This window comes from Acidithrix sp. C25 (genome assembly GCF_904848545.2).
Map to the genome: position 1 here is coordinate 688,428 of NZ_CAJHCI020000006.1, position 23,774 is coordinate 712,201.

Here is a 23,774-nt window from a genome sequence, read left to right on the forward strand (position 1 = left end):
CCTCTTCGTCTTTAGAAAATGTGGAGGTACTCCAATTCCATTATTTGATAGAACCTTTAAACAAACAAGTGATTGTTTATAAATTTGCCCCGGTCAAAGCCAGTTCCCTCTTAATCGTCGCTTTTTTGTTTCATTAATTTACATACTAAATCTATATATTACAGAAATGTTAGATTGTATTTTGCAAATTGCTGCAATATTTAAGGGTCAGGGGTGCTACCAGGCTTTGACATAATCGCATGGATTTAAATGGCGGTGTTGCGTGCTAATTTTTACATTTAGACGTTTGGTTTGTATTTCAATGGGTGAAATAGAGTTTGTATTTTGTTTCCCGATTAGATGCAGAGCGACTTACTCTTTATAGTGCCGTGGCTTAGATTTGACTCGACGCTGGCTTCGATATCACTTGTTAGCGCCCCCACTAGGGCTGCTACGCACAGATTGTTGGATTGTGGCTACGGTTGCGTTTTATGGTAAATCACATTGGCCATGGCGCCTGGTGGTGATAGATTAAGAAGTCTTGGTCGATATCTATACACCGGAGTCGTTTCAGGCTCGAGTCGGTAGTTTTGTATTTGATCTTTTGGAATTCTGTTAGAAGGTGGCTTTGTGAGTAGTTTGTTACCAAGAAGCGTTGAGATAGTCGAAGTGTCCCCTCGGGATGGACTGCAGAATGAGGCTGTAAATTTTAATAACAGCGAAAAACTCTTTCTGATCGAGTCCGCCATTGATGCAGGGCTAAACCGCATTGAGGTTGCCAGTTTTGTAAATCCTAAGCGAGTACCTCAGATGGCTGATGGAGACGAGGTTCTTCGCAGTCTCTCCGAGCGTGCCATGCAAGGTGCTATTGGGCTCGTCCTAAATGAGCGCGGTCTCGATCGTGCACTGATGACGAGGGTCCGAGAGATCAATTATGTGGTGGTTGTGACTGAGACTTTCTCGCAGAAAAATCAAGGTATGTCTGTCGCTGAGAACCTCGAGGCGCTTTATAGGATAGCCCCTCGAGCAGCGGCGAATGGACTTTCATTGACGGTTTCTCTCTCGGCGGCTTTTGGATGTCCTTATGAGGGCGAAGTTAGCATCGATAGATTTTCTAGCGTATTGTCGGCCATTGCGGAACTAGAGATTGACGAGGTGGCTATCGCCGATACCATCGGTGTAGCAGTTCCACCGATGGTTGAAGAGCGAGTGGCGCTCGCCAAAGAGTTGCTACCTAGTGACCTAAAGATTAGGTGTCACTTCCATAACACCAGAAATACTGGGTTGGCTAGTGCCTATGCTGCGGTTATAGCGGGTGTGGATGCATTGGATTCATCGCTTGGGGGAATTGGTGGTTGCCCCTTTGCACCTCGAGCAACTGGTAATATCCCGACAGAAGATCTGTGCTTTATGCTTGAGCGTTCCGGAATCTCTACTGGGGTAGACCTTGGAGCTGCTATTGAAATCTCGGAGTGGTTATCACAGAAGATGGGTCGCCCAGTGCCTGCACTACTGGGTCGTGCTGGAATCTTTCCGCCTCAATAGCTATTTCGCAAAGGGTGGAACTCATTGGCGGCGAGTGGGATGCCGTTAGATGATTTTAGGTTGTTGTAGAGGTACCAGAAGGGGCAGCACTTGGTCTTTGGCTTTGCTCGTTGATATCTTACAGGAGAGCTATCTAGTGCTAGTGCCGGGTTCTAGTGCCGGGTTCGTCTAGGTTGGCAGTTTATTTTATCCTGAATGCGTTAAAGCCTATAGGGTTCGTTGGAGTAGGTCATCGACTGGTAGTTAAATCATTTTCATGCCGAGACTTCAAGTTTGCAATGGACTCTTATGGTTTAAGGTCTTTGTGAAAGGTCATGCCACAATCTGAGTATGTATTTTGATCTAGCCACGTCAAGAGATCATTTAGGGGCATTGGATAGCCAAGGAGAAATCCTTGGATCTCATCGCAACCTAGGTTATCTAACGATTTGAGAGTTTCCTTATCTTCCACGCCTTCAGCTACGACTGAAAAAGAGAGTGCGTGACCTAGTTCGATGACGCCCTTTACGATAGAGAAGTCCTTTTCGCTGGTTGTGATATTCTCGATATAGCTTTTATCTATCTTGATAGCCGATGCCGCGACATTTCGGAGATGATTTAGGGATGAGAAGCCCGTTCCAAAGTCGTCAATTGAAAAGCGAAAGTTCTGTTCGGATAGACGCCTAAAGACACGCAGGGCATTGTCAGGATCGGCAAGCGACATCGTCTCGGTGAACTCCAATTCTAGAAAGGGAAAGGGTACGTTTCCTGCGCGCAACATCGTCTCTATTGTCTCAGCGATAGTTTCATCGGTAAAGAGCGATGGAGAGAGGTTTACTGCTATTGGAAGGCAGTATCCAAGTGCGCAAAGGGTTTGGATTTGATATATTGATTTTTCCAGGACCGTCTCGGTCAACGTCCTAATCTGACCGGTTTGCTCTGCCAGCCTGATGAATTGATCTGGTGCAACAAAGCCTCGTACACGGTGTTTCCATCTAGCTAGAGCCTCAAAGCCGGTAATCTTGCTAGTTTTGATGGCCATCTTAGGTTGTAAATAGACTTCAATCTCGCCGTTGTCGATCGCTTCAGTCAAATCAGACAGAAGCATCAAAGTCTCCGTGGTGGGATCGTTTGGCTTTGGTACGTAGAACTTGACACGAACTTGGGAGCTTTTTGCGTCATACATTGCCATGTCAACTTGACTTAGAGTCTTTTTCTGATCGGGAATGGAGCCACAGGGAACAATCGTCGCACCTATGGAAGCTGAAATTAAAAGGCGAACGCTTGAGAACTGCATAGGATAGGTAATGTCATCGAGGATGCCGTCGAGGATTGCCTGAGCATCTTTTTGTAGAGTCTCACGAGCTAGTGAGACGAAGATTCCGAACTCATCTCCCCCAATCCTTGCAATCGTGCAGCCGTCTACCACACATGTCCTAAGTACATCTGCGATCTTAAAGACGACCTTGTCTCCAACTTCATGGCCTAGTGCTTCATTAATCTGTCTGAATCGGTCGACATCTAGTGTTGCGACCAAGAGGCCCCCAGAAGAAGAGTTGTAGTTTTCTTCTAGGGCAATAGCTAATGCTTCCCTGTATGAATCACGATTCCAAAGGCCGGTTAGGCGGTCGAGGCGTGCTTGATTTAAATGGGCATGTTCTAATTCAGTGCGCTGAATCGTAGTGTTCAAGCTAGTCATAACGCCGTTGAGGAATTCCAAATTATCTTGCCGTACGGTAACGTCGTTCCGAGGAACTATTATTATTGCTCCCAGGATCTGATTTCGTCCCATGACCGGCAAGACGGCTACCTCGATGAACTGCTGTGATATCGCGCTAATTTCAAAGCCACCAAGCATTTCAGCCCCCCGTAGCAGGGCGACTTTTACCGCATCTAATGACTGTGCGACAGCGGTATTTCGACGGACATTTACTCGAATGGTAAATGGCTCTGCGTCTTGGTGAGTAGCTCCCACTAATATGCCAGAGTCTTCAAGTATTGGTGCGAAAAGGACGAAACGCGCGCCGCAGGCGTTTTTCAGCACCGCTATTGCCTCATCAATAGCGGATTGACTATCCTGAGCGATCATAAGACGTTGCCCTAGCTCTAATAGAGCTTGGGAGGTGGCAGCCTTTAGGGCTAGACGTGTCTTGGCTTGGAACATCTCTGTCGTATCAATGGCGATCGCCATCAACTGTTCGATGGATCCATCCCGGCCTGATTGTGCCTGGATATGGAGATCGATCTGTGTCTCGTGGATTTGGACAGATCCGTCAAATGACGCTTTGTTTTCCAGTAGGCGAACTACTTCATTTGCACCGTCAGATTGAGACTCCAATGCCAATGTGTTACCTTTGGCTATTTTAAAGAATGAAAATTCAGGGCGCGCTGAGGCCAACCCCCCTGCGTTCATAGTAACAACGCCATCTGAGTCGGTTGCCAACAGTGCTACTGGTGCATTTGCTAATAGCTTTTCCATGTTCAGACCAAAGTTTTGCTGTAACTCTTGTTCTAAATGGGCTTCGTGTATGTCTTCGATTTGGAGGAGCAGATATTTGGAATCTTCGGGGTTCGGTACTGAGAGTTGGACTCGTACCCAACGTTTGGATCCGTCCTTATGCACTAATCTCAGATTGTTGGTCGTGGTAGAGGAGGGCTGGTTCATGATTTCGTACCATTGGGCCATTGCAAGAGACCGTTCGCTCTCCTCGATGAACAGGGCTGCTCGAATACCGATTAATTCCTGCTGGTTTCGGCCAAGAATCTGACAGATGGAATCATTTGCAACAACGACCTTCCCGTCTTGATCGAGTAGGCAGATTCCCATCGGGGAATGTGTTATTGCCATGGCTAGGGTTCGTTCTTTGGAGGTGATTAAATCATTTTCGACTCCTGCCTTAGTCTCCTCGACGAAACTATTCCATTTGAGTGAGATGATTTTTGCAATTCGTTCGAGAATCTCCACCTTGGATTCGTCAAAATAGCCGACTATTGGCGAATATACAGCTAACGTGCCACGGTTATTCCGGTCAACCATGATCGGTAGCGTTACCAAAGATGCCAAGTTATTTTGTTGCGCTTCCCGTCGCCATGCACGCATCTTCATGTCAGATGCTACATCGTTGACGACTGTGGTCACTTGATTACGAATCGACCGTGCAGATGGTCCTCGTCCTTTTGTACCTTGTGTGATGTCAGTCTTAATCGAATCTATGTATCCTAGGTCTCTACCAGCTCGCGCTCTTGGTAGAACCGAGACATTATCCTCGCCTAATGTTCCGATCCAGATAAGGTTGAATTCTCCACTTAGCACCATTGAATCGCAGACCGACTGAAATAGCTCACCAATGGTAGAGGAGTTGATCACCTCGATTGTTACCTGCGAGAGTGCCTCGTAGAGGTGTAGAAGGGAATTTATTCTGCCGGCTAGCAAGTCCTCACCTTTTGAATCGGGAAAATAATTAGAGTCGTTCATAACGCCCATCGCGTCACGAGACGTCCGTCCAAACTCTTTGTGTTCTTTAGGGTCATTTGGGCTATTTCTCCAGGATCACAGGCGACCGTTGTTCTGTACAATTCTTATCTCAACTTAGAGCTCCTAGATGGAGTCGTTAATTCTATGTGATCTTTTATCGGACAGAAGTCTTGCGAACTTCACATATACGATTTCGCTTTGCTCGAATTGGTCTGATTGGAGATCGAAATCGAGCTACCTTTAGTGGCCGAATTTTCGGTAGAACAATCGCAGCCTTGGATTCACCCGGACAGGATAGAACGTTTCTGGAATTTTCAAATATTTTAGTTCAGGATGGGTGTGCTGCTTTGACTGTGCCTTATTAGCAAATTATTTTTAGTAGGTATCCAGAGGGGCTCGGGTGAAATTATCTTTATCAACATGACTTTACCGAAGGCGGCTATGCCAAGCGTGTTGTGCAACTTCAACTAATTGCCCTATTTGGGTGGCGACACATCCTAAGGGGTCCAATTGGACCGAACCATCGGGTGATAATGGTGGAGGTGAGCGCGGAATCTTCTCATTTATTGCTACTTTTGCTGGTAGAACGTAAAAGATTTATCACGTGAGCTTTGAATCGCTATAGGGTGGCTAGCCTTTTTTCTGTCCTAAGTCCAGTTAACGGGAGATACATGGCTGAATCGCGATTTTCAAAGTTGGCTCCAAGAAAAGTAGTGAATGGTAAGACAATCCGCTTTTGGAATCAGCTCATTTTGATCTTGGTTATTTACTTTGGCTACGAATTGACATCATCGCTGGCCTCTGGGGCTACATCGGTGGCTCGAACCAATGCGATTCGTGAAGTAAACATTGAAAAGTTTTTTGGCTTCTTCTTTGAAAGCTCTTTCCAAAAGTACTTTTTAGACCACGCCATTTGGCTTATCAAGTTAGCAGATATCTATTATACTACCGTCCACTTCTTGCTCCCGGTTTTGGTACTCGTTTTGCTATTTTGGCGTTATCCACACCGTTACATCCTATGGCGAAACACCATGGCTCTTCTAAATGGATTTGCCCTCATTGTCTTTATCGTCTTGCCTGTCATGCCACCGCGCCTTCTTCCTCGTAGCTATCATTTTGTCGATACGCAAGCTGTAATTGGCGGTGCTGGTACGCTAGACGCGACTTTGATGAAAGACGCAGGTAACCTTTACGCCGCAATGCCGAGCTTGCATATGGCCTGGGCGTTGTGGTGCACCTTCGCAATCGTTTGCGTGGTAAGAAAGAGGTGGCTGAAGGTTCTTTTACTTCTCCATCCAATTATTACTATATTCGTAGTAATTGTCACTGCAAATCACTTTTGGATCGATTTGGTCGGTGGCTTTATCGATTTTTACATCTCCTATTTCATCGCTGGAGGAAGAAAACTTGAGTTTTGGAACGAGAGAGGTAGATTTAGTGATTTGCAATCGCTGACCACGCGAGGGGCATCAAAATAGTCAACGCGGCCTACATGCGCCAAACATCTCCTGATCCAATCTGTCGGTATGTCTCTTTGGACAACCGATACGGTTATGTGTTTGGCTGTTACAATCCCTCCTGGGATTGTAACAGCCAGGGTGATGCAGATCACGTAGCCTCCATGAACATCAAGTCAAAGTTCCAAGATCGCCAGATCAACCGGTTCACTCCCTATCGGTAAGTGAGAAAGAGCCTCGATGAGAGGTTCCTACGCTAAATGGAAAGCCGAAAGCGTCCCAATGGGTGCCAAGGCTACCGCTTCGGTGAGGACTCCAAGCAAACCACGACGATGCAGTTTGGACGTGGAAGATGGACAATCACCGACTCGCCTTGGTTCTGTCTCTATGGATAGAAAGAAAGACACAAAGGCGGCTGGAGGAAGAAAGCAAAAGAGGTGCATATAAATGTATATGTATCTTGGAGCGGAATCTCTTTTGTGCCTAGAGGATCTCCAGCAATAAGAAGGATACTTGTGGCGATGTGAAGCTTATCTATAACTGTCGAGTCCGGCTGTTTCAGACCAAGTTCCATGGCGGTGACTGAGCTGTTTATCTGTCCAATTTAGGTCTTTGATCGCCAAGAGCCGATTCTTGGCGATTGATTTACTACTGTTAGCCTACTGAAGCCAGATCGTGAGAGATTAGCTATCTTTGTGCTGGGGTTCGGTGACAAAGGCAAGATCAAACCCTTTGACTTTTAAGCTATTTTTCCATTGAGGTTGGCTCTACCATTTCGATGGTGCTAAATCGTCGGGGAGTTAATCTTTCAGAAAAGGTTACCACTCGATGCTTTCGATGTTGCTTAGCGATGTTTATAATCGCTTGGCAAGAGGTCTCTATATTGAGATGGGCAGAGGAAACTCTAGCTAGCTCCCACTTTGGGTGTGGACAAACTTTTGAACTGGTAGCCACCTAACACCAGATTTGTGCTGTGCTGCAATGGCATGGATAGTGTTACAACTTCCCCTGTATTCTACGTAATGAACCTGTCCACTGTTTAGCGTTTGTGGTACCAGGATGGAACAGACGTAGGTTGTAACTTGAGTGGGGACGTTAGCCGTAGTAGGTGTGGATTGTTGCGCTGTCTGTAGCGCCAGGGCCGCTGCTGCATGTGAAGAAGGAACCCATTTAGATGAGGTCGGGAGCGGTTGATGGTGAATTGATCCTAGCCAAAATATCGTGACAATTACACCAATTCCGAAGATGATCATATCGATTGTTCCGGCAAGCATAGGAACAAGATCTTTCTTAGAAAAGAATTTCTCCGTTGAAGCGTCGTCAACCTTTTCAGTGTCATCGATTGTCTGTACCATCATGTTACCCCTAGATCTACCTTAGATACAAGATCTAACGTTTAATGATAGATGAATTATTGCCGCCGTAGGGTAATTCCCGAAATTGCCTTCCATCTATAGGTCGACATGGCCCCAAGATGAATGCTAGCAACGGTAACGTGCTTATTTGTTTACGACCTTAGACCACCATCTTGCCTCCGCTCTAGAAATGCTAGATTAAATTGCGTCGGTTTAGCTATTCCAAGTCGCCTTCACCTAGGTTGAGAGACCGAAATTTAAAAAAGATGCAATAGCGTTCCATGTAGCTTTGGCTTCTGGTATGGGAAATAGGGGCCATACATGCCAAAGGTGTTCTCCAATGATCAACTTGCACCTTATGCCTATGCGTGCGAGGTTGTCATAGAGACGAAGCGAATCGTCAAATAGAATCTCATCACTTCCAACGAAGATAATCGTCTCTGAGCAATCATCTAGGTTGCCAAAGAGCGGAGAAGCCAAGGGGTGACTTGGGTCATTTTCTCCTAGATAGAGTTTTGCGGTAAGTGAGATGCCGTCACTATTTAGCCATGGGTCAATCTTGGAATTAGTCATTACCGAAGAACCTGAACCGGTCAAGTCGGTCCAAGGGCTCAAAAGAAAGATGCGACGGGGGAGCGCTAGTCCGAGCTTCTTTAATTCCTGAACCAATGCAAGAGCTAGGCCCCCACCGGCACTATCGCCACCTAGGACAATATTGCGGGCTTCGACGCCTGATTCTAAAAGACCCCTGTAAGATTTTACCGCATCTATCACTGCAGCTGGAAAGGTATTTTCAGGGGCGAGTCGATAATCGATTACGACGGCGGAGCACTGCGCTCTTTTGGTGATTTGGGAGATGAAGTAACGGTGCGTCGCCGGGGAACCACCAATGTAGGCGCCTCCATGGAGATAGTATAAGACCATCTCACTGTGTCTTTTTTTGGGGACTACCCATTCACATTCAACGCCGCCATAGTATCTGGTTTCAGTTTCAATCTCTAGAATCCTAGAAATTACGGCTTTTCGAAGAGCGCTCTCACCTTTTGGCCTCTTAGGGAGTTTGGTCAGATCAAGTGGTCTCTTTCGGTTTTGTTGTTTTTTTATAAGTAAAACTTGACGTGCTACGTGGGCTCTAAAAGAGGTATCCATCTATACTTTCACCATCTAGATCAGAGTGTATCTTTGTGAATATCTACTCCATATCACAATAATATCCATCGATAATTATTTGAAATTGTATTGAATTATCTGAGATTTCAAGATCAAAGCGAGATCGAGGGGTTTTGCTCGATAATGGTTCCATGCTCCACGTGCCCTGGATCCTTAAACACAATTGAATGTGTATAATTCCTAACGGAAAGAGCAGACCCAGAGCTCAAAGATAAGTTAGAAATCCATGTAAAACATCGGAACTTGCTATCGTCCTGGATCATCTAACGCTCCGTCCGGTCAAGGCGATATTTTGCTCTGGCGACTATTAGGTCGCTCCGCTTGCTCAATGAGGCGGACAGCAGCAGGTCAGTTTGATTATGTAGAATTCGGTAACGACCTTTATCAGGAATGATCACGGGGATGAGCACTACTATCTGATTGTCTATAGAGTTGCGAAGCTGATCGATATAGTCGACAATCGGTTTGACAATGGATGAGTAGTCGCTCTCAATTATCTCTAGCTGGATTCCAGGATTCCATTTCATCCATTCTTTGGCGAGATCGTCCTTTTTCGTAGGAGTCAATTTTTGAGATTCATCAAGAGTCGGGTCGGTGTTGTATACATAAAGGGCGATCGCCTTTTGCCCAAGAGATAACGCTTCACCAATTGCGTACTGGGTTAGTTTTGAGATTTGAGAAATAGGTATTATTACGGTTGTTTCTTGTGATTTCGGCTTCGAAGGAATCGTGCCTAATTGCAGCGATGTGCTTACTCTTAGATAGTAGTTTTTGATGCGTAAAAAAAGAAGAATGATAAGTGGAACTGCTATCACTACGAGCCATGCACCGTTGAGGAACTTTGTGAGGAGGAATATCAAGGTGGAGACTCCGGTCACGGTCGCCCCGAATCCATTGATTGCAGCTTTGCGTTTCCATCGACTCGGCTTTGTTCGTTTCCAGTGAACCACGAGACCTATCTGCGAAAGGGTGAATCCTGTGAAAACACCAATTGCAAACATGGGAATCAGATTATTTGTGTTGCCATTGACTCCGATAAGCAGCAATGCTGAGAAAAACGAGAGGGTCCAGATTCCTGTGGAGAAAACTTGGCGTTCTCCTTTGAGAGCAAATCTGTGTGGTAAGAAGTTGTCCTGAGCCAGAAGACTTGCTAGTATCGGCAGTCCTCCGAATGAAGTGTTTGCGGCGAGACCCAGCACCAAGGTGATAATTATTGAGAGTGCTAAAAAAGCGAAATTGCGACCCATCGTAATAGCCATGATTTGGCTTAATGCTGTCTGGGTGGCGTTTGGTGCAACGTGAAAGCGATTCGCGAGTACGGCAAGACCAATTAGCATGCTACCCAAGATCAGGCCAAGAAGCATTTCGGTTTTTTTAGCCCTTGGCACTCGGGGCTCCTTGTAAAGCGGTACTCCATTTGCTATCGCTTCGACGCCAGTAAGCGCGCTGCAGCCGGCTGAAAAGGCTTTGAGAATTAATAAAATGCCCAGAGTCTGTGTGGTCTTCGATGTGATGTGAAATGTCAAGTCTTTGGCCGAAAGCGCCAGGGGATGGATTAGCCCCAGTACGATGACGGCATAGATGCCGATAATGAAAAGTGCAGTCGGAAGTAAGAAGACCCTAGCTGTTTCGCCAAGTCCCCTCAGGTTCATTAAGGTAAGAATTGCGAGAAAAGCGAGACATGGGGGAACTGTTTGGGGTGCAAGTTGCGGAAAGGCTGAGGTGAGCGCCCCCACGCCAGCCGCAATTGAGACTGCCACTGTCAGCGTATAGTCAACTATTAACGCAGCTGCTGCGACGAGACTGATGTTTTTGCCCAAGTTGGCTTTTGAGACCGCGTATGCTCCTCCGCCGGTAGGGTATGCTTCGATCACCTGCCGGTAGGATGTGACCAGGATAGCGAGCAGAATTACGATTACAATCGTAATTGGTAGCATGGCGTTCAATGCAGTTGCCCCACCAACCACCAGGACACTTAGGAGAGCTTCTGGACCATAGGCTACCGAAGTGAGCGCATCTAGCGATAGAGCCGAGAGGCCCTCAATCGGATTGATCCGTTCTTTTGCCGACTCGGATGTGCGCAGTGGTCGACCGATCAACAATCTCCAGAGGTTGAGAGGACTTTTTTCCGATCTGGTCGTGGTAAATCTTAATTCCCGTTGAGCTGGTTCATCCTGTACAGTGGTGGAATTAGAGGCGCTGTTTCCTGTCCGCCATTTGTTTCGATGAACCATTGCCACCTAATGCTAGTCCGGCGAATGAATATCTGATATCTCGATATCGTCGAGTTGCGAAATTACCAACGCCCGACAAGTTGCTTGGGATTGATGAATACCCATCGACATATCACCAAGATCTACTACTTGTGTTTTTTGGGAAGCTTCTCTTTGCTAAAAGAACAGTTCTTTAGGTTTGGGCTGGTTGGAAGGCTTTCAATTGATTAATCCCCTCCTAATTTGAGGTTTGTATCTATGATACAGATGGAGAAAATCATTTTGAAGCCAAAAAAGCATATCCAGAACAAGGTGCCGAGGAAGGTCGCCGAAGGGTACAAGACGTTCAACGAAGAGTTTCTTGACCATGATGCAATCGTAAGGGGTTAAAGGCCATCAAGCGCTGCAAACCAGCGCCATGAAAAATGTATGAAGACGATCATCGCAGCATTATGAGGTCTGCTAGTGGATAGTAAGTCCATCTTTTAAGTCCCGCTCTCCTGAAATCGGCATAACCCTTATGTCTATCCGATCGATCTCCATTGCGCCGCAACACAATTGACTTCCCGAGCTGAATCTTTGAATATGAGCCCAAGGAGATGAACTTGAAAACGGCGACCTATCAGGCAGCACCTAAGAAGCACGAGTGCTGTTAGGAATCAATGACTATGACTTGAAACTATTTTTGAACTCAATGCTCTCTTGGGTGCCATGTGCGCTGAATGCTAACCATAGTTTGACCTTTTGAGCTTCCTGGCCAAGTAATGCAAATTCAGAGATGAGGAAAGAAGCCTCTAGCTCCGTGGTTCTTTCGATATTAATTTACTAGAAAGGATATCAAATCGGCACAAGCTGCGTTGGTAGCGAGCCAGGGTGATGAGCGTTGAGCTGAAAGGCGGAGATACCTCCATTTGATAAGTGCTACGAACATGAGCAAAAGTCAACGATGCTATGACGAATAGAACCCCTTATGCAGAATATCACAACCCAGGAAGAATCAATGCTATGGGTTTGCCTGGCTGGTTGCCTCGTTACTGGCTAGACGGTGTCTCTTGTTAAAGTTGGCATGAGCGCAGTAGCGGCGGGGTAGGGGCCCAGTAGTGGCGCAGCAATGGCAGGGGTAGCGGTTTTCCTATCGAACTTGCGAATCAGTCGTGCATTTTCTCCCTAAGGGAATCCCCGAAACGAAATAAACCGAGGCCAAAAGCTAATGGTACGAGTACCGGATGCTACGCAGCGGGGAGGAGTGAGCTGTAGCGGCGACGTTGGTCTTATAATGAAACTTTGAGCAAAGGCGTAAGGATGTTGCTGGCAGCACAGGCGAACCGACTGTAGCGGACTAGCCAATTCAGCAGCCAAAAGCAGTGATCACATGAGGACGTTGGTCGATTTTCTCTCAGGACTGATAGCGCATGGACCTATATCGCTTTAGGGAAATCTTTTCTTTGAAATGGGCTAACTTTATAGTAGACCTCTTATGGGTCTAGCTTTGTTTTTATAGTCGCAAATGAAGGGTAGTGGAACTTTGCAAGATGACAACTCTTCGATGAGTCCTGGTCCAATAGCCCTAATCGGTTCTGGTGAATATCTGGAATCGATGGCATTGATTGAGGCATCACTACTCGATGGACGTAAACCGAATTTTATTCAGATTCCTACTGCAGCTTCCGCAGAAGGGCCCGAACGCCTTGCATATTGGATCGAACTCGGCAGGGCACAAGCAAGGAGGCTTGGGGTCCAGGATGTCGCTGTGCCAATTGGCAATCGTATGCAGGCGGATAACGGTGAATTCGACGGGGTACTAGCTGAAGCCGGGTTGATCTATTTCTCAGGCGGCAATCCTAGCCTCCTCGTTGAAACTTTGTCGGGAACGAGATTTTTGCACCTAGCAATTGAATCATGGCTAGGCGGAAGTGCCTTGGCGGGATGTAGCGCGGGAGCAATGGCCTTAGCTGGTTGGATCCCTAAGCTCCGACCTACTCATAAGGAGCGTCACGGGTTTGGAGTTATTCCTGATCTAGCCGTGATCCCCCATTTTGATCGTTTAGTCGGACGCTTACCTCAAGGATTGGTGAATTTTGGATTGGAAACATCTAATGGAATCGACATAGTTGGAGTCGACGAAGAGACTGCTCTGATCTGGGAGGATGGATCTTGGAGGGTTGAAGGTGTCCGCAGTGCCTGGTTGATTCGCGATGGGGAGCGATACCGTCTCGGTCGTGGCCAAGATTTGGCGACTTGGAAGCTACCGATGCCAAGGTTGACCTTGAATCCTTGAGGTAATTGTTTGGTATCTAGGCGGAAGGAATCCAATGTTCATAGATCACGGCGTGACCATATTATTAGAAGTATAGCAATCGGACATTGCTTTTGTCCTTGAAGATCAATGATGAAAAGCGAGCACTTCTCGGGAAGTGGTCGAAATCAATGGATAAATAGTTAATTGAGCCTCAACGGTTCTGAAACTAACTATAGCTGTGATTTGCGGGTTTAGAGATTTCACATGCTTGGAGGTGGTGTATAACCAGTCATGAAGGATCTAGTAGGTTTTGGTAAGCTCGCCGTGTGATCTCTTGGCCCAGATGATGTGAGAATTCCGTTTTTTCGCTTTGTGACCCTCCTATTTGATAATGAACACAAAAAACCCCTTTGAATGGGGTCAAAGGGGTTTTTTGTGACTGGGCTAATTCTTTTCAAACTGCCTTTTTAGGAAGTTACTTTTGAGTTGCTGCTTCTTTTGTTTGAGGGGTCGAAATAATTTTTGCGACATCTACGTCATATTGATTGGTTCGTCGTTCAAGTAGGTAAGGAAGTACGTATCGGTCAGCTCCAAGATTTCCAGCATTTTGCCATGCGAAGATCAGGAAGACTCCGATGAGCAGGTAAATAGGATTTACACCGATGGTTCCGGACAGGAGATACATGATGTTCAGGCCGACTCCAAAGAAGGCTGCAACTCCGGTAAAGAGGCCAATAATAAGGCCAAGGCCGATTGCGAGCTCTCCCAAGGTTACCAACTTGGCGATGATCGCATGGTTAGGTCCCACGAAGTTGGTCATGAAGGAGACCCACCACCCATAAACGACAGATGCGTGTGCACCAGTGGAATGGGCTTGAGCTGATGTCGCGAATCCGGCTACGCCTTTACCTCCATTCCAGAAGCTAGAATATTCTGCACCGAACATCTTTTGCCAACCGGCATCCAGCCACTTATAACCGAGCCAAAGTCTCGCGACTAGCCAAATATAGCTGGCTCCCTTGCTTTGATATAGCCACCTAAAAGGTCGTAAAGTTGAAACATTTACTAGTTGAATTTTCTTCATCTAAAACACCTACCCTGATATTAACCTCGATAGGTATGAGATCATTTATCTCTTGCTCTCTATCAGAGGCTTTAATTAGTAATCTAATAAATTGCTTATCTTTAGACAAGGGCCCTTTGCACCTATCTGGTGTGACCCAGGTCTCGAAATGGCCCTAATGCCTTGTAGATCTCTTGACGCATGTGGGGTGCGAGTTTAAAGCTACGTATCGACTCCTGTTTGTAACGCCACATTTTCGATTGGGCAGTTAAGTTATATCTATGGAATGCTCAATCCCACCAGAGATATTGCTTATCTAAATAGACTAATAAATCTAATTATTATGAGCAGGCAAAATTGTGAATTGCTAAGATCGGTCGGTAATAATTCCTCATTGATATCGATTAGTTTATTTATATTCTTAATTTCAGTTTTGATATAATAAGTCAACCTCGGAATAAATTATTGGAATTTGTATCGATTAGAATGTCATTAGGCAAGGCCTTTGACTAGATAGAACCGCAATAAGTATGGCTTGGTCCTTATTGTCGCAATAGTCTGAGTTTGCATCATTGATCGGGCTTTAGGGGTTTTCTTTTTCTGGAGCCCCTAAAGGTTTCTAATGGATCTATCTCAAACCGACCAAAAACAGATAGGTTTGTCTCTTTTAGAATTATGGTCGCCCAAGGTTGCCTTGATTCTTCGGGCCAGCAACACTAACCCATCTTTCCGAAAATCAACCTATTCTCCCAGCTAGTTGAGTATGTGGTCTTACGTTGGGACACTACAAATGCGTCGCAATGGTCTTTATCCGTTTAAGGGGATCACTAACTCCTAAGAGACGGTAGATCTCTTTGTGAACCGGCTCAGAAACACCACTAGTGCGGATGTGATAGACAACGCCTTTATCTGATGTAAGAACTATGGTGGCTCGGCGGTGACTGTTGAGTTGCTCTTTAATGGTTGACCATCTTCTCTTATCGTTATTTTGCCTCAAGGTCAGCTCAATGGCACTAAGGAGGTGATAGGCAAGTACTGAGATGAAGAGGTGAGCAGCAGTTCGGCTAGCTAGTTGATGATAGACCGGTCGAAGTCCAAGATCACTCTTGAGGGATCTAAAGGCATCTTCTACTTTAGTGAGAGTCGTATAGATATTCCAGATCTCACCTGCATCTAGCTCGCTATGGCTGGTGTCTATGACGTAGGCTCCTTGGAGATTATCATCTTTGGCTTTAGTGGGTTTTTCTGTAATAGTGAGATTGATTACTTTGTCAAAGCGTCTCTTTTTGATGATCTTGCCATGGTCTTGATGATATTCAAGGGATATCTCGTATTTGGAAGCAATACTTGGGTACTTGGCCTTGATGCGTCCGATACGCTCTGAGACAACTGTGGTCTTAGATATAGAACCCTTTGTGATTGAGGTATTCAACGAAGTGATATCTACTAAGAATCTCTCGTTAGCTTGACTAGAGATCGCTGATTCCTTCTTGGATCTCCCCAAAGAACGACACAACACCACGGTTGTGGTGTTGTTGTTGGAGGAAGAGGAGGAGATGGAGGTGGAAGAGGAGGAGATGGAGGTGGAGATGGAGGTGGAAGAGGAGGAGATGGAGGTGGAGGTGGCGTTAGTATCAGTGTCGGTGGTGTTGCTGTTGGTGATTTTGGTGTCATCGGTGCCGGTATTCTTGCCGGTGACACCATTACGGATATAGTCGTCAGTGCCGGTGCTGCTGTCGCTCTTGATGATTTTGGTGTCGTTGCTGCTGTCGCTGTTGCTGATACTGTTGCTAGTGTTGCCGGAGGTGGTGTAACTGTTATTGTCGTCAGTGCCGGTGTCTTCTTCTAGCGTTTGCACTTGTCCCTGTACTTGTGTTCTCACTCGCCCGTGTGGCTTTTGTGGTTCCACTTGTAGCTTTTTCACCAGTACTGGGGATCCTTGGGCATCGTAGATCTCGGTGAAGCCTTCCATCTCCATGAAATGGCTTCGATAGAGGCTCTTTTTGTTAGCTCTCTCAATTACTACGTAGTTGAGATTGCGCTTAATAAGAAGTTCTAGGTTTGCCTTGGTAGCAATTCCCCTATCCATCACAATGGTAGGAACAACATCCCCAAAGAGAGATCCATCCGATAGAGACTCCAAGGCATCAAGTACGCTAATGAGAGTTCTAGGCTCAGAGGTATTGCCCTCATGTATCTCTGAGTAGATGGGTAGTCCCCTGTGATCAACAAGTAGTGCCAGAGAAACTAATGTGCAATCAAAACGCTTCTCTTTGGAATGTCCATGTTTAGCTAGGGAGTTCCCCTTAGTAGAACCTTCGAAGTAGGTGTTAGTTAGATCAAAGAGAAAGAGCCTGGTATTCGTCCTAAAGAGATCAGAGCTAGCTCTATAGAGTGCTGGCTCTATGACGCCTTTAGCGTCATAGAGCTTATCTGCAATTGCATAGACCTTATCCTTGTGAAACTTAGAGAGATCGATACCACATATCTCAGGTAGTGAAGAGTTGGAGTTGATATACGAATAGGTCTTTCGATCAGATCCAGGATGAATAAGACGAGCTATTATCGTTGCCTTGGCAATGCCAAGAGATTCACCCGATAGACCTGCACTCTCTAGGATCTTATCGAAGCTAAGAGCTTCATAGAACGAGTTTCCTATGAGTTCTGGACCGATACTTCTACTATTGATAGTCTTAGCACTAGAGAGATCTACCATCTCAAGGTCAGCCTCAGTAGCTCTTGTTTCTTTAGCGGTTGCAACTTCGGAACGAATTGCATACTTAGTGATTGCCAGATCTGCGTATCTGGCAATAATAGGATCTGATTCAAAGAGTGAGGTTACTCCAGAGAGTCTCTGGGCTATAGCATTGGCCAGAGCTGGCCACAATGACTTATCCAGGTCCAGTTCGGTCAAGGTCATTACTATACGTTGACGGGGACCTTTTTCACAGCGGTAGGACTCAACGAGTTGGTACTTACTGTAGCTAACGCCGGTCTTTTTATTAACTGTTGGAGTTTCACGGATAAACACAACAAGACAATAGCACCATGTCAGAGCTAATGCAAGTCATAATCAAAACTACTCAAAAATTAGGACACTACATTCGCGACCCAAAAAGACCTAATACCCATCTACCAGGGCATCTATAAATCGCCCAAGTCGAAAATCGCCCAAAATCCCCTCAAAAGGGACCAATTAGGGCGATTTTTCGGGAAATCTGCGAAAGATGGGCTAAGCGATATAGACCCTGATGTCTAGCTATCACCTGGATCTCACCTGCTGCTTTTCCGGTTGTCGTTTGTCTTTTTTATCCCGAAGTTTTAGTTATCCCGAATTAATTGCCCAAGTCCTGGTCAGGGTCTCAAGAGTAGGCAAATCTTCGGGATAACCAAAAGATCAAACCCCAAGTGCATTTACCCAAATCACAACATCATCCATACTTATGACACCGACAACAACGCCGGTTCGAGCTATGGAGAACCAGATGGAGAAACAGCTTTCACTTGAGGATTTGATCGTTCGTAGAAGAGAAGCGATTGCTCCCCTTAACCACAGCAAGTCAACGCTGTGGCAATATAACTACGGCTGGGAAGAACTGCGCTTTTATTTTATTGCCCATGGCTACGACTCATTTTTGATTGACCTGGCAGGTCGTTATGTTGATGAGGCCAGGGTAACCGACAAACAAGATGCGCCAAAGATATGGAAATTCAAGCTATTTCGTCATACCCGGGCAGTGCACTTGTACCAAGGAGGTATGCCGCTCTCGTGCATCAAGGACTTTCTCGGCCATGTATGTGTCAATGCTACCGACAGCTACGGCGCTGTTGACTTGAAGATGATGAAACAAGCACTTCTAAAAAAAGTTTGTAAACGGCGATGCCCCTCGAGAGATCCCACTGTGGTAAGACGATGAAATGCTGTTGATGCAGGTATCTGGGTTGAAATACGCGAACTTGGTTATTCCGAAGGTTTGCCTACTCTTGAGACCCTGAACAGGACTTTGGCAATTGATTCGAGATAACTAAAACCTCGGGATAATCTCATGGTCCTTGGTTAATAACGCCTGCTTTGGCGAGCCTATCGAGCTGTCGACTTACGCTTTGGTGTGATATACCAAGCGATGTTGCTATCTCTCTATTGCTGTAACTACCCTTGGTTACAAGAGCCAATAATTTACGGATATCCTTCATATCCACCTTCCATTTCTTTGAAGCCATTTATGTTGATTCCTCCTTTGGTGTCCGCTTTTTTAAGACGCCAAAGCAAGTTAATCAGATAAAGAATCAGGTGGTCCAAAGATTCCGGCGAGGTGGTCCAAAGATAAACGAAAAGTCAGTGGTCTTTGAATGCTCCACAAACACTGCCTAATTATCTGATTCTTGCTAGGAGCTAGGGACGTTTGTTCTTTGCGCTTACCGTCTCACCCAAAGATTTCCCGGCTTTGTTTATGGCTTTACTGGGCCCACCCTCTATCGACTAACGCATAGGTTCGACGACTTAAGACTTTGGTTTTTTTACGCGCATTCTCACCTTATGCTACTTGGCTATTGGATAGAGCGTTAGATCGACAGCCGATAATAACTATCTCTTTATCGATAAAACGGGGATAGTTGTATCCAGCTTTCGCGTTTGGGGTCATTAAAAGTCGGGCTCTTCGTTTCCGTTCAGGTGGTATTTAACCAGCTCATACATCTCGTCAAAGAATGAATTGAGGGAGCCGAGGGTGCCGTTAATTCTATTTTTAGGTATGAGGCTTATCGGATCGAGGATTTCTTTGCTAAGTTCGCCGAGGTGTTCAGCCAATGCGATTGGACTCTTCCCGTACCTTTTCACAGTGGTAAATCTAACTACATCATGGAAGTCTGGCCAACCAAATGTGTCTGTGATGTTGTCTGGGTCGTTAGAAAGAGAGTCCCTTTCATCACCATCTCTCAGCTGCGAAACAAGAGCGTGTAGCTCATTTGGCTCGATTCCAAGAAAAGTTAGCGCGAGATCGAGATCGTTCTCTATCTTGTCAGCGATCGCATTTGCCAAAGCAATCTGATGTTTGCAGGTTGCGTCCCAGTCATAGCAGTTACAAACTCCCTCCATGGCGAGATGGTCGAGGAAGAGTTTAGTTCCATCACTCAATGTGATTCCCATTAGCGCCTCATTAAGACGTCCTTCACGAAAGTCTACGTAGCAAGCTGCGTCGCTAGCGATTGCGTTCGCTAGAACTTCAGCATGAGCGGAGAAGCTTTCGTCTACTCCGACGGCGACCTTGTACCTTTCTGAATTGGACCCTCGTACATGACCCAATGCAGCACCATCTTCGATCGTCAATCGCTTGGATACGGCGCCTTTGCGCCAATAGGATCGTCCTCGAGCGGCCCGATCTTTTCCAGAACTTCGCTCTAGATTATCTAGAATTATCTGGAGCCACCAACTTCGTTTGGCGTTACTTCTCGAGGGGGCTTCTGGAGTTCGACGCACATTTGCAAGGACGGCCATCTGCTCCTCGAGGTTCAAGGAATGAAAGTTTTTGGAATAGAGGATCTGTGATATCAGGTTTAAAGGCGACGAAACCAATTCAACTGCACCTGTTTCTTTGTCTAATCTTGTTCGGATGGAGTGAGGCTGAGGAGGTCCATTAGCGCGGTGTCATCTAGTTCGGTGATCCAGGTCTCTCCAGTTGAGATCAGACTATCCGCCAGAGCCTTCTTCGATTCGATTATGGCATCAATTCGCTCCTCGAGAGTACCTTCGCAGATCAACTTTCTAACCACGACGTCTTTACGTTGTCCTATTCGGAATGCTCTGTCTGTGGCCTGTGACTCTACTGCTGAATTCCACCATCTATCGTAGTGAATCACATGGTTGGCCGCTGTTAAATTTAAGCCAGTACCACCTGCTTTTAGAGAAAGTAAAAAGATTGATGGCCCGCCTGGGGTGGCAAATTCACTTACCATCGAATCACGTTGTGGCATTGTTGACCCGCCATGTAGATATAAGACTCTTTGTCGAAATCGTTCTTGGAGGTGTTCGTGTAGGAGATTGCCAAATGTCGTGAATTGAGTAAAGATGATTACCTTTTCATCACCTTCTAAAATCTCCTCTAGCAGCTCCTCTAGCCTTTGCATTTTGGCCGAATTACCTCTAAGCGAGGTGGCTTCTTTTACCAGGGTCGGGTGGTTACAGATCTGCTTCAACCTGGTGATCGAAGCCAGAATCGCTCCGCGTCTCTGCATCTGACTCGCTGATTCCAACGACTCTTGTAGTCTTAAAACTGCATTCTTATAGAGTGCTTCCTGTTCTTGAGAGAGGCCGCAGTACTCCTTGATCTCGATCTTGTCTGGGAGGTCAGCAATAATGGATTTATCTGTCTTTAGCCGCCTAAGGAGGAAGGGAGCTATAGCCTTGCCAAGGTGGGTTGCAACCGTCTGGTTGTTCTCCCTTTCAATGGGAATCGAAAACTTAGTTCTAAAACCAGTTCTAGAGCCAAGAAGGCCTGGGTTTATGAAGTTCATAATCGCCCAGAGTTCGCCGGTGTGGTTCTCTACCGGCGTGCCTGTTAGTGCAATCCTGCGGCTAGAGATAAGAGAATTCGCAGCAACTGTCATGGCTGCGGAGGGATTTTTGATATTCTGGGCTTCATCAACGACGACGCGGTGCCATTTGAGCGCAGATAGCGTTGAGATATCTCTAGCCAATAGGGAGTAACTCGTTATGACGACGTCGTGTTTTTTTACACTCTCGGTGAATTCGACTCCATCTGACCGATTGGATCCATGATGAACCATTACCGAGAGGGCGGGGTAAAAGCGTGCGAGCTCTCTCTTCCAGTTTCCAACGACCGAAACCGGAGCAATTATTAGAGTTGCATGAGTCTCGGTGATCTCTGTGGAAGGAGAATCAGAGGAAGATGTCGATGATGGGGACTCTGAAATTTCAAAGGTTGCCGCCGATAGTAAATCTTGATGTTCCTGGGCTAAGAGCGCTATTATCTGTGCGGTCTTTCCAAGGCCCATATCGTCAGCTAAGCAGGCGCCTAGGCCTATTGCCTCTAAGGAAGCTAGCCAATCCACCCCGCGCCTTTGATAGTCTCGAAGGGGGAGTGTGAAGCCTTTGGGTTCTACGAAAGACTCCAGTGCTCGCTTGCGTCCCTTGGCCATAGCATCGATAAGTGTTTGGGGGTCTGGTCGCTCGATAGAGATGAGATCATCGTCATCTATATCGCCGATTGTCTCAGAGAGGATTGATGCGAGTGTTCGCTTGGATTGTTGCTCGTGGCGTGTTAGATACGACAGAGCCCGGGTCAATCCACGCCTGTCTACGAAGAACCAATCGTCATCGACTTTGGCTATCGGACTTTGACTTGCTAGCAGCGACTCTATCTCCTCCCGCGAGAGCTCCCTTTCGCCAATGCTAACTTTGGCGGTGAAGGTAAAGAGCGCTTCAAGGCCCATCTTGGGATTCTTGGACTTTACAGGCGCGCTAGAAATATGCACCTTGGGCTTTATCGCATCGCGGAGCGTGCGAGGTAGCAGGAGTGCAACGCCCTCTTTTTCTGCGAGGATGGCGGCGGTTCCGCGCACGAATGTAATTACATCGTTGCTTGGAATTAAGATCCGACCACCTTTACCAAGTTGGGCAGCCTGCTCAATCAAAGGATCATAGGTGGCAATGCGAGTGAGGGACTTCAGATAGATTAGCTCAGCTTCATCCGGGGTGATTTTGAGTTCGTCGAGAACCGATTCAAGGTCATTCGGCGAGCTTGGATCCAGGAAGGTTCCTAGCGCATTACGTTGAGAGAGGCCAAATGCAACCTCCCATAGGTCCTCTGTTGGGTCGGCGTCTTCGTCACTTGTTTCGGCTTCGTAATATCCAGGTGGAGAGATCCTTAGGGCTAGTCGTAATGGAGCGAGCTCGCCTTTTACTCGTTCTCGCCACTCATCTAATATCTCGGGGAGTCGACCTTGAAGGGTGAAGTTAGATACAATAGGCGAAAGTGGATTATCGGCTAGTTTGGCCAAGAAGTGATCTAGTGGTTTGGAACCTGTGGCGTGGTAGTACGAGAACCAAATCGGATCGCTAATTGCCTCGCGAATCTCTTGATCCAGCATGATGTCGATGGCGATACGAAGCAATTTGGGTGGTAGCGCTGCACTTTGATCCCTTGTAGATAGGACTTTTGCGAATAGTTCGCCGGTTCCCTCTTCGAGAATGTGGCGAACGAACTGAACATCTTGGCGTCCCAAAATACTCTTCCATCGACCGTTAGCGGCACCCGGGTTGCCAATTATCGGCGAAGCGTAAGGAATAAATTGCTGTCGCTTTACCAACGAGAGGGCAAATTCAGCGATTATGGCAAGGGTTTGGGTAGATGGTGACTGCATGAAACGAAGGGTCTCATCTGAACCACTGACAGAAACTTCCAACTCGCCTAGCTTGTCTAGGACCGTGAGAATCTGATTTGCGCCAAGCAGAGGCATTGTTCCCAAGATAGGAATCGAGAAATTCGATAGCCCGGACTTTTTAGGAAAGTCCGAAGGTATCTCTATCCAATTATTTGGCGATGGTTTTGGGACTCCTTTTGCGCAAATGGGTAGTCGCAGGCTATCTTCGGCCAGAAAGATTTCGACTCCACTAAAACAGCCCTCTATTGCTGTTCTGAGTCCCGATCGGGTCTTGGTTGGCCACCAAGAGAAAGGGTGCCGTGCGCTTTGAGTATTGATAGCGCTTGTTTCGGACCATCGGGTCTGTTCGAACCAAAAGACGATCCGTCCATTTGGCTCAATAAAACTTTGGATGAAAAAAGACAGCATTGCTCCTGTCGTATGGGATGATCGCACTTAGTTATGGCGTCAATCATCTCGTTGATTCACTAGACCCATCTAGTTTAGCCAAGATTGAAGGCGTTGAAACTATCAACTAGTGATCGGTTCAATCTTGTATATAGTGAGTTTTGGCAGGGCTAATGATTGGATTACCTCACTTTAGCTAACCGATCCATTAGCTTGCTTGCGTGGTTTGTGTCCGCGCTCATAAGCTGAAGGTAGTGAATGTTGGGCCAGAGCTATCGCGATGCACTAGAGGTTTTTGCGCCTTGTAACCTTGCAAGACGACTCTTTCGGCGATCCATCTTGGACACTACCATTCAGCAACCAAATCTAGCATAAACGTTACTATTGGCTTTACGAGGATGTCTTGGAGGTGCTGGAGCTATTTGGTTGCCACTCGATCGTAAATACCCCGCTTATCAGACTTTGGAAAATGAGCGAATCAAGCGCCATACCAAGGACAAGCTCGGGCGAAC

General features: G+C 46.5%; 14 protein-coding genes. 5 read left to right on the forward strand and 9 right to left on the reverse strand.

The features are described 5' to 3' along the window. The first annotated feature begins 609 nt into the window (after positions 1-609). Complete coding sequence (locus ACIDITHRIX25_RS72190; RefSeq protein ID WP_082058781.1) at positions 610-1,524, forward strand: hydroxymethylglutaryl-CoA lyase; 915 nt, start codon at positions 610-612, stop codon at positions 1,522-1,524. Between the two features lie 286 nt (positions 1,525-1,810). Here the strand turns inward: ACIDITHRIX25_RS72190 and ACIDITHRIX25_RS72195 are convergent, their stop codons facing one another. Next, on the reverse strand, positions 1,811-4,978 hold the full coding sequence (locus tag ACIDITHRIX25_RS72195; RefSeq protein WP_160291877.1) for an EAL domain-containing protein: 3,168 nt from the start codon (positions 4,976-4,978) through the stop codon (positions 1,811-1,813). A gap of 671 nt (positions 4,979-5,649) precedes the next feature. Here ACIDITHRIX25_RS72195 and ACIDITHRIX25_RS72200 point away from each other — a divergent pair. Together ACIDITHRIX25_RS72200 and ACIDITHRIX25_RS72205 are read left to right on the forward strand one after the other, a co-directional pair. After that, complete coding sequence (locus ACIDITHRIX25_RS72200) at positions 5,650-6,456, forward strand: phosphatase PAP2 family protein (RefSeq protein WP_152626112.1); 807 nt, start codon at positions 5,650-5,652, stop codon at positions 6,454-6,456. A gap of 219 nt (positions 6,457-6,675) precedes the next feature. Further along, positions 6,676-6,882, forward strand: a complete 207-nt coding sequence (locus tag ACIDITHRIX25_RS72205) for a hypothetical protein (protein WP_052606620.1) — start codon at positions 6,676-6,678, stop codon at positions 6,880-6,882. A gap of 461 nt (positions 6,883-7,343) precedes the next feature. On the opposite strand, the gene ACIDITHRIX25_RS72210 is transcribed toward ACIDITHRIX25_RS72205, so the two are convergent. The 3 genes from ACIDITHRIX25_RS72210 to ACIDITHRIX25_RS72220 form a co-directional block, all read right to left on the reverse strand. Then, positions 7,344-7,793, reverse strand: coding sequence for a hypothetical protein (locus ACIDITHRIX25_RS72210; protein WP_152626111.1), 450 nt, complete (start codon positions 7,791-7,793; stop codon positions 7,344-7,346). Between the two features lie 234 nt (positions 7,794-8,027). Next, positions 8,028-8,939 (reverse strand): alpha/beta hydrolase, encoded by a 912-nt coding sequence (locus ACIDITHRIX25_RS72215; RefSeq protein WP_052606618.1) that lies wholly within the window; start codon positions 8,937-8,939, stop codon positions 8,028-8,030. A 284-nt stretch (positions 8,940-9,223) separates the two neighbouring features. Continuing rightward, positions 9,224-11,059, reverse strand: a complete 1,836-nt coding sequence (locus tag ACIDITHRIX25_RS72220) for an APC family permease (protein WP_201732507.1) — start codon at positions 11,057-11,059, stop codon at positions 9,224-9,226. 1,639 nt (positions 11,060-12,698) lie between these two features. Between ACIDITHRIX25_RS72220 and ACIDITHRIX25_RS72225 the strand changes: the two genes are divergently transcribed. After that, positions 12,699-13,451: a Type 1 glutamine amidotransferase-like domain-containing protein gene (locus ACIDITHRIX25_RS72225; protein WP_160291876.1), complete on the forward strand. Its 753-nt coding sequence runs from the start codon at positions 12,699-12,701 to the stop codon at positions 13,449-13,451. A 436-nt stretch (positions 13,452-13,887) separates the two neighbouring features. Here the strand turns inward: ACIDITHRIX25_RS72225 and ACIDITHRIX25_RS72230 are convergent, their stop codons facing one another. Both ACIDITHRIX25_RS72230 and ACIDITHRIX25_RS72235 read right to left on the reverse strand, forming a co-directional pair. Next, positions 13,888-14,496 carry a DoxX family protein gene (locus tag ACIDITHRIX25_RS72230; RefSeq protein WP_052606616.1) on the reverse strand — a complete coding sequence of 203 codons (609 nt, stop codon included), beginning with the start codon at positions 14,494-14,496 and terminating at the stop codon, positions 13,888-13,890. A gap of 763 nt (positions 14,497-15,259) precedes the next feature. Further along, positions 15,260-17,506, reverse strand: a complete 2,247-nt coding sequence (locus ACIDITHRIX25_RS72235; RefSeq protein ID WP_201732508.1) for an IS1634 family transposase — start codon at positions 17,504-17,506, stop codon at positions 15,260-15,262. A gap of 454 nt (positions 17,507-17,960) precedes the next feature. On the opposite strand from ACIDITHRIX25_RS72235, the gene ACIDITHRIX25_RS72240 reads away from it, so the two are divergent. Further along, entirely contained in the window at positions 17,961-18,392 is a 432-nt protein-coding gene (locus ACIDITHRIX25_RS72240) for a site-specific integrase (protein WP_052604237.1), read from the forward strand. A gap of 127 nt (positions 18,393-18,519) precedes the next feature. Here the strand turns inward: ACIDITHRIX25_RS72240 and ACIDITHRIX25_RS72245 are convergent, their stop codons facing one another. From ACIDITHRIX25_RS72245 to ACIDITHRIX25_RS72255, 3 genes are all read right to left on the reverse strand, one after another. Then, positions 18,520-18,696, reverse strand: coding sequence for a winged helix-turn-helix domain-containing protein (locus ACIDITHRIX25_RS72245; protein WP_082058401.1), 177 nt, complete (start codon positions 18,694-18,696; stop codon positions 18,520-18,522). A 421-nt stretch (positions 18,697-19,117) separates the two neighbouring features. Then, positions 19,118-19,969, reverse strand: coding sequence for a hypothetical protein (locus ACIDITHRIX25_RS72250; protein ID WP_152625805.1), 852 nt, complete (start codon positions 19,967-19,969; stop codon positions 19,118-19,120). A 101-nt stretch (positions 19,970-20,070) separates the two neighbouring features. Beyond that, positions 20,071-23,283, reverse strand: a complete 3,213-nt coding sequence (locus tag ACIDITHRIX25_RS72255; RefSeq protein ID WP_052604235.1) for a DEAD/DEAH box helicase — start codon at positions 23,281-23,283, stop codon at positions 20,071-20,073. Between the last annotated feature and the right edge of the window lie 491 nt (positions 23,284-23,774).

Coding starts and splice junctions, on each gene's coding strand:
- ACIDITHRIX25_RS72195 (WP_160291877.1), bottom strand. CDS start 4,978: ATGAACGACTCTAATTATTTTCCCGATTCAAAAGGTGAGGACTTGCTA.
- ACIDITHRIX25_RS72240 (WP_052604237.1), top strand. CDS start 17,961: ATGGAGAAACAGCTTTCACTTGAGGATTTGATCGTTCGTAGAAGAGAA.
- ACIDITHRIX25_RS72230 (WP_052606616.1), bottom strand. CDS start 14,496: ATGAAGAAAATTCAACTAGTAAATGTTTCAACTTTACGACCTTTTAGG.
- ACIDITHRIX25_RS72210 (WP_152626111.1), bottom strand. CDS start 7,793: ATGATGGTACAGACAATCGATGACACTGAAAAGGTTGACGACGCTTCA.
- ACIDITHRIX25_RS72245 (WP_082058401.1), bottom strand. CDS start 18,696: ATGGCTTCAAAGAAATGGAAGGTGGATATGAAGGATATCCGTAAATTA.
- ACIDITHRIX25_RS72250 (WP_152625805.1), bottom strand. CDS start 19,969: ATGGCCGTCCTTGCAAATGTGCGTCGAACTCCAGAAGCCCCCTCGAGA.
- ACIDITHRIX25_RS72215 (WP_052606618.1), bottom strand. CDS start 8,939: ATGGATACCTCTTTTAGAGCCCACGTAGCACGTCAAGTTTTACTTATA.
- ACIDITHRIX25_RS72255 (WP_052604235.1), bottom strand. CDS start 23,283: ATGCTGTCTTTTTTCATCCAAAGTTTTATTGAGCCAAATGGACGGATC.
- ACIDITHRIX25_RS72200 (WP_152626112.1), top strand. CDS start 5,650: ATGGCTGAATCGCGATTTTCAAAGTTGGCTCCAAGAAAAGTAGTGAAT.
- ACIDITHRIX25_RS72205 (WP_052606620.1), top strand. CDS start 6,676: ATGAGAGGTTCCTACGCTAAATGGAAAGCCGAAAGCGTCCCAATGGGT.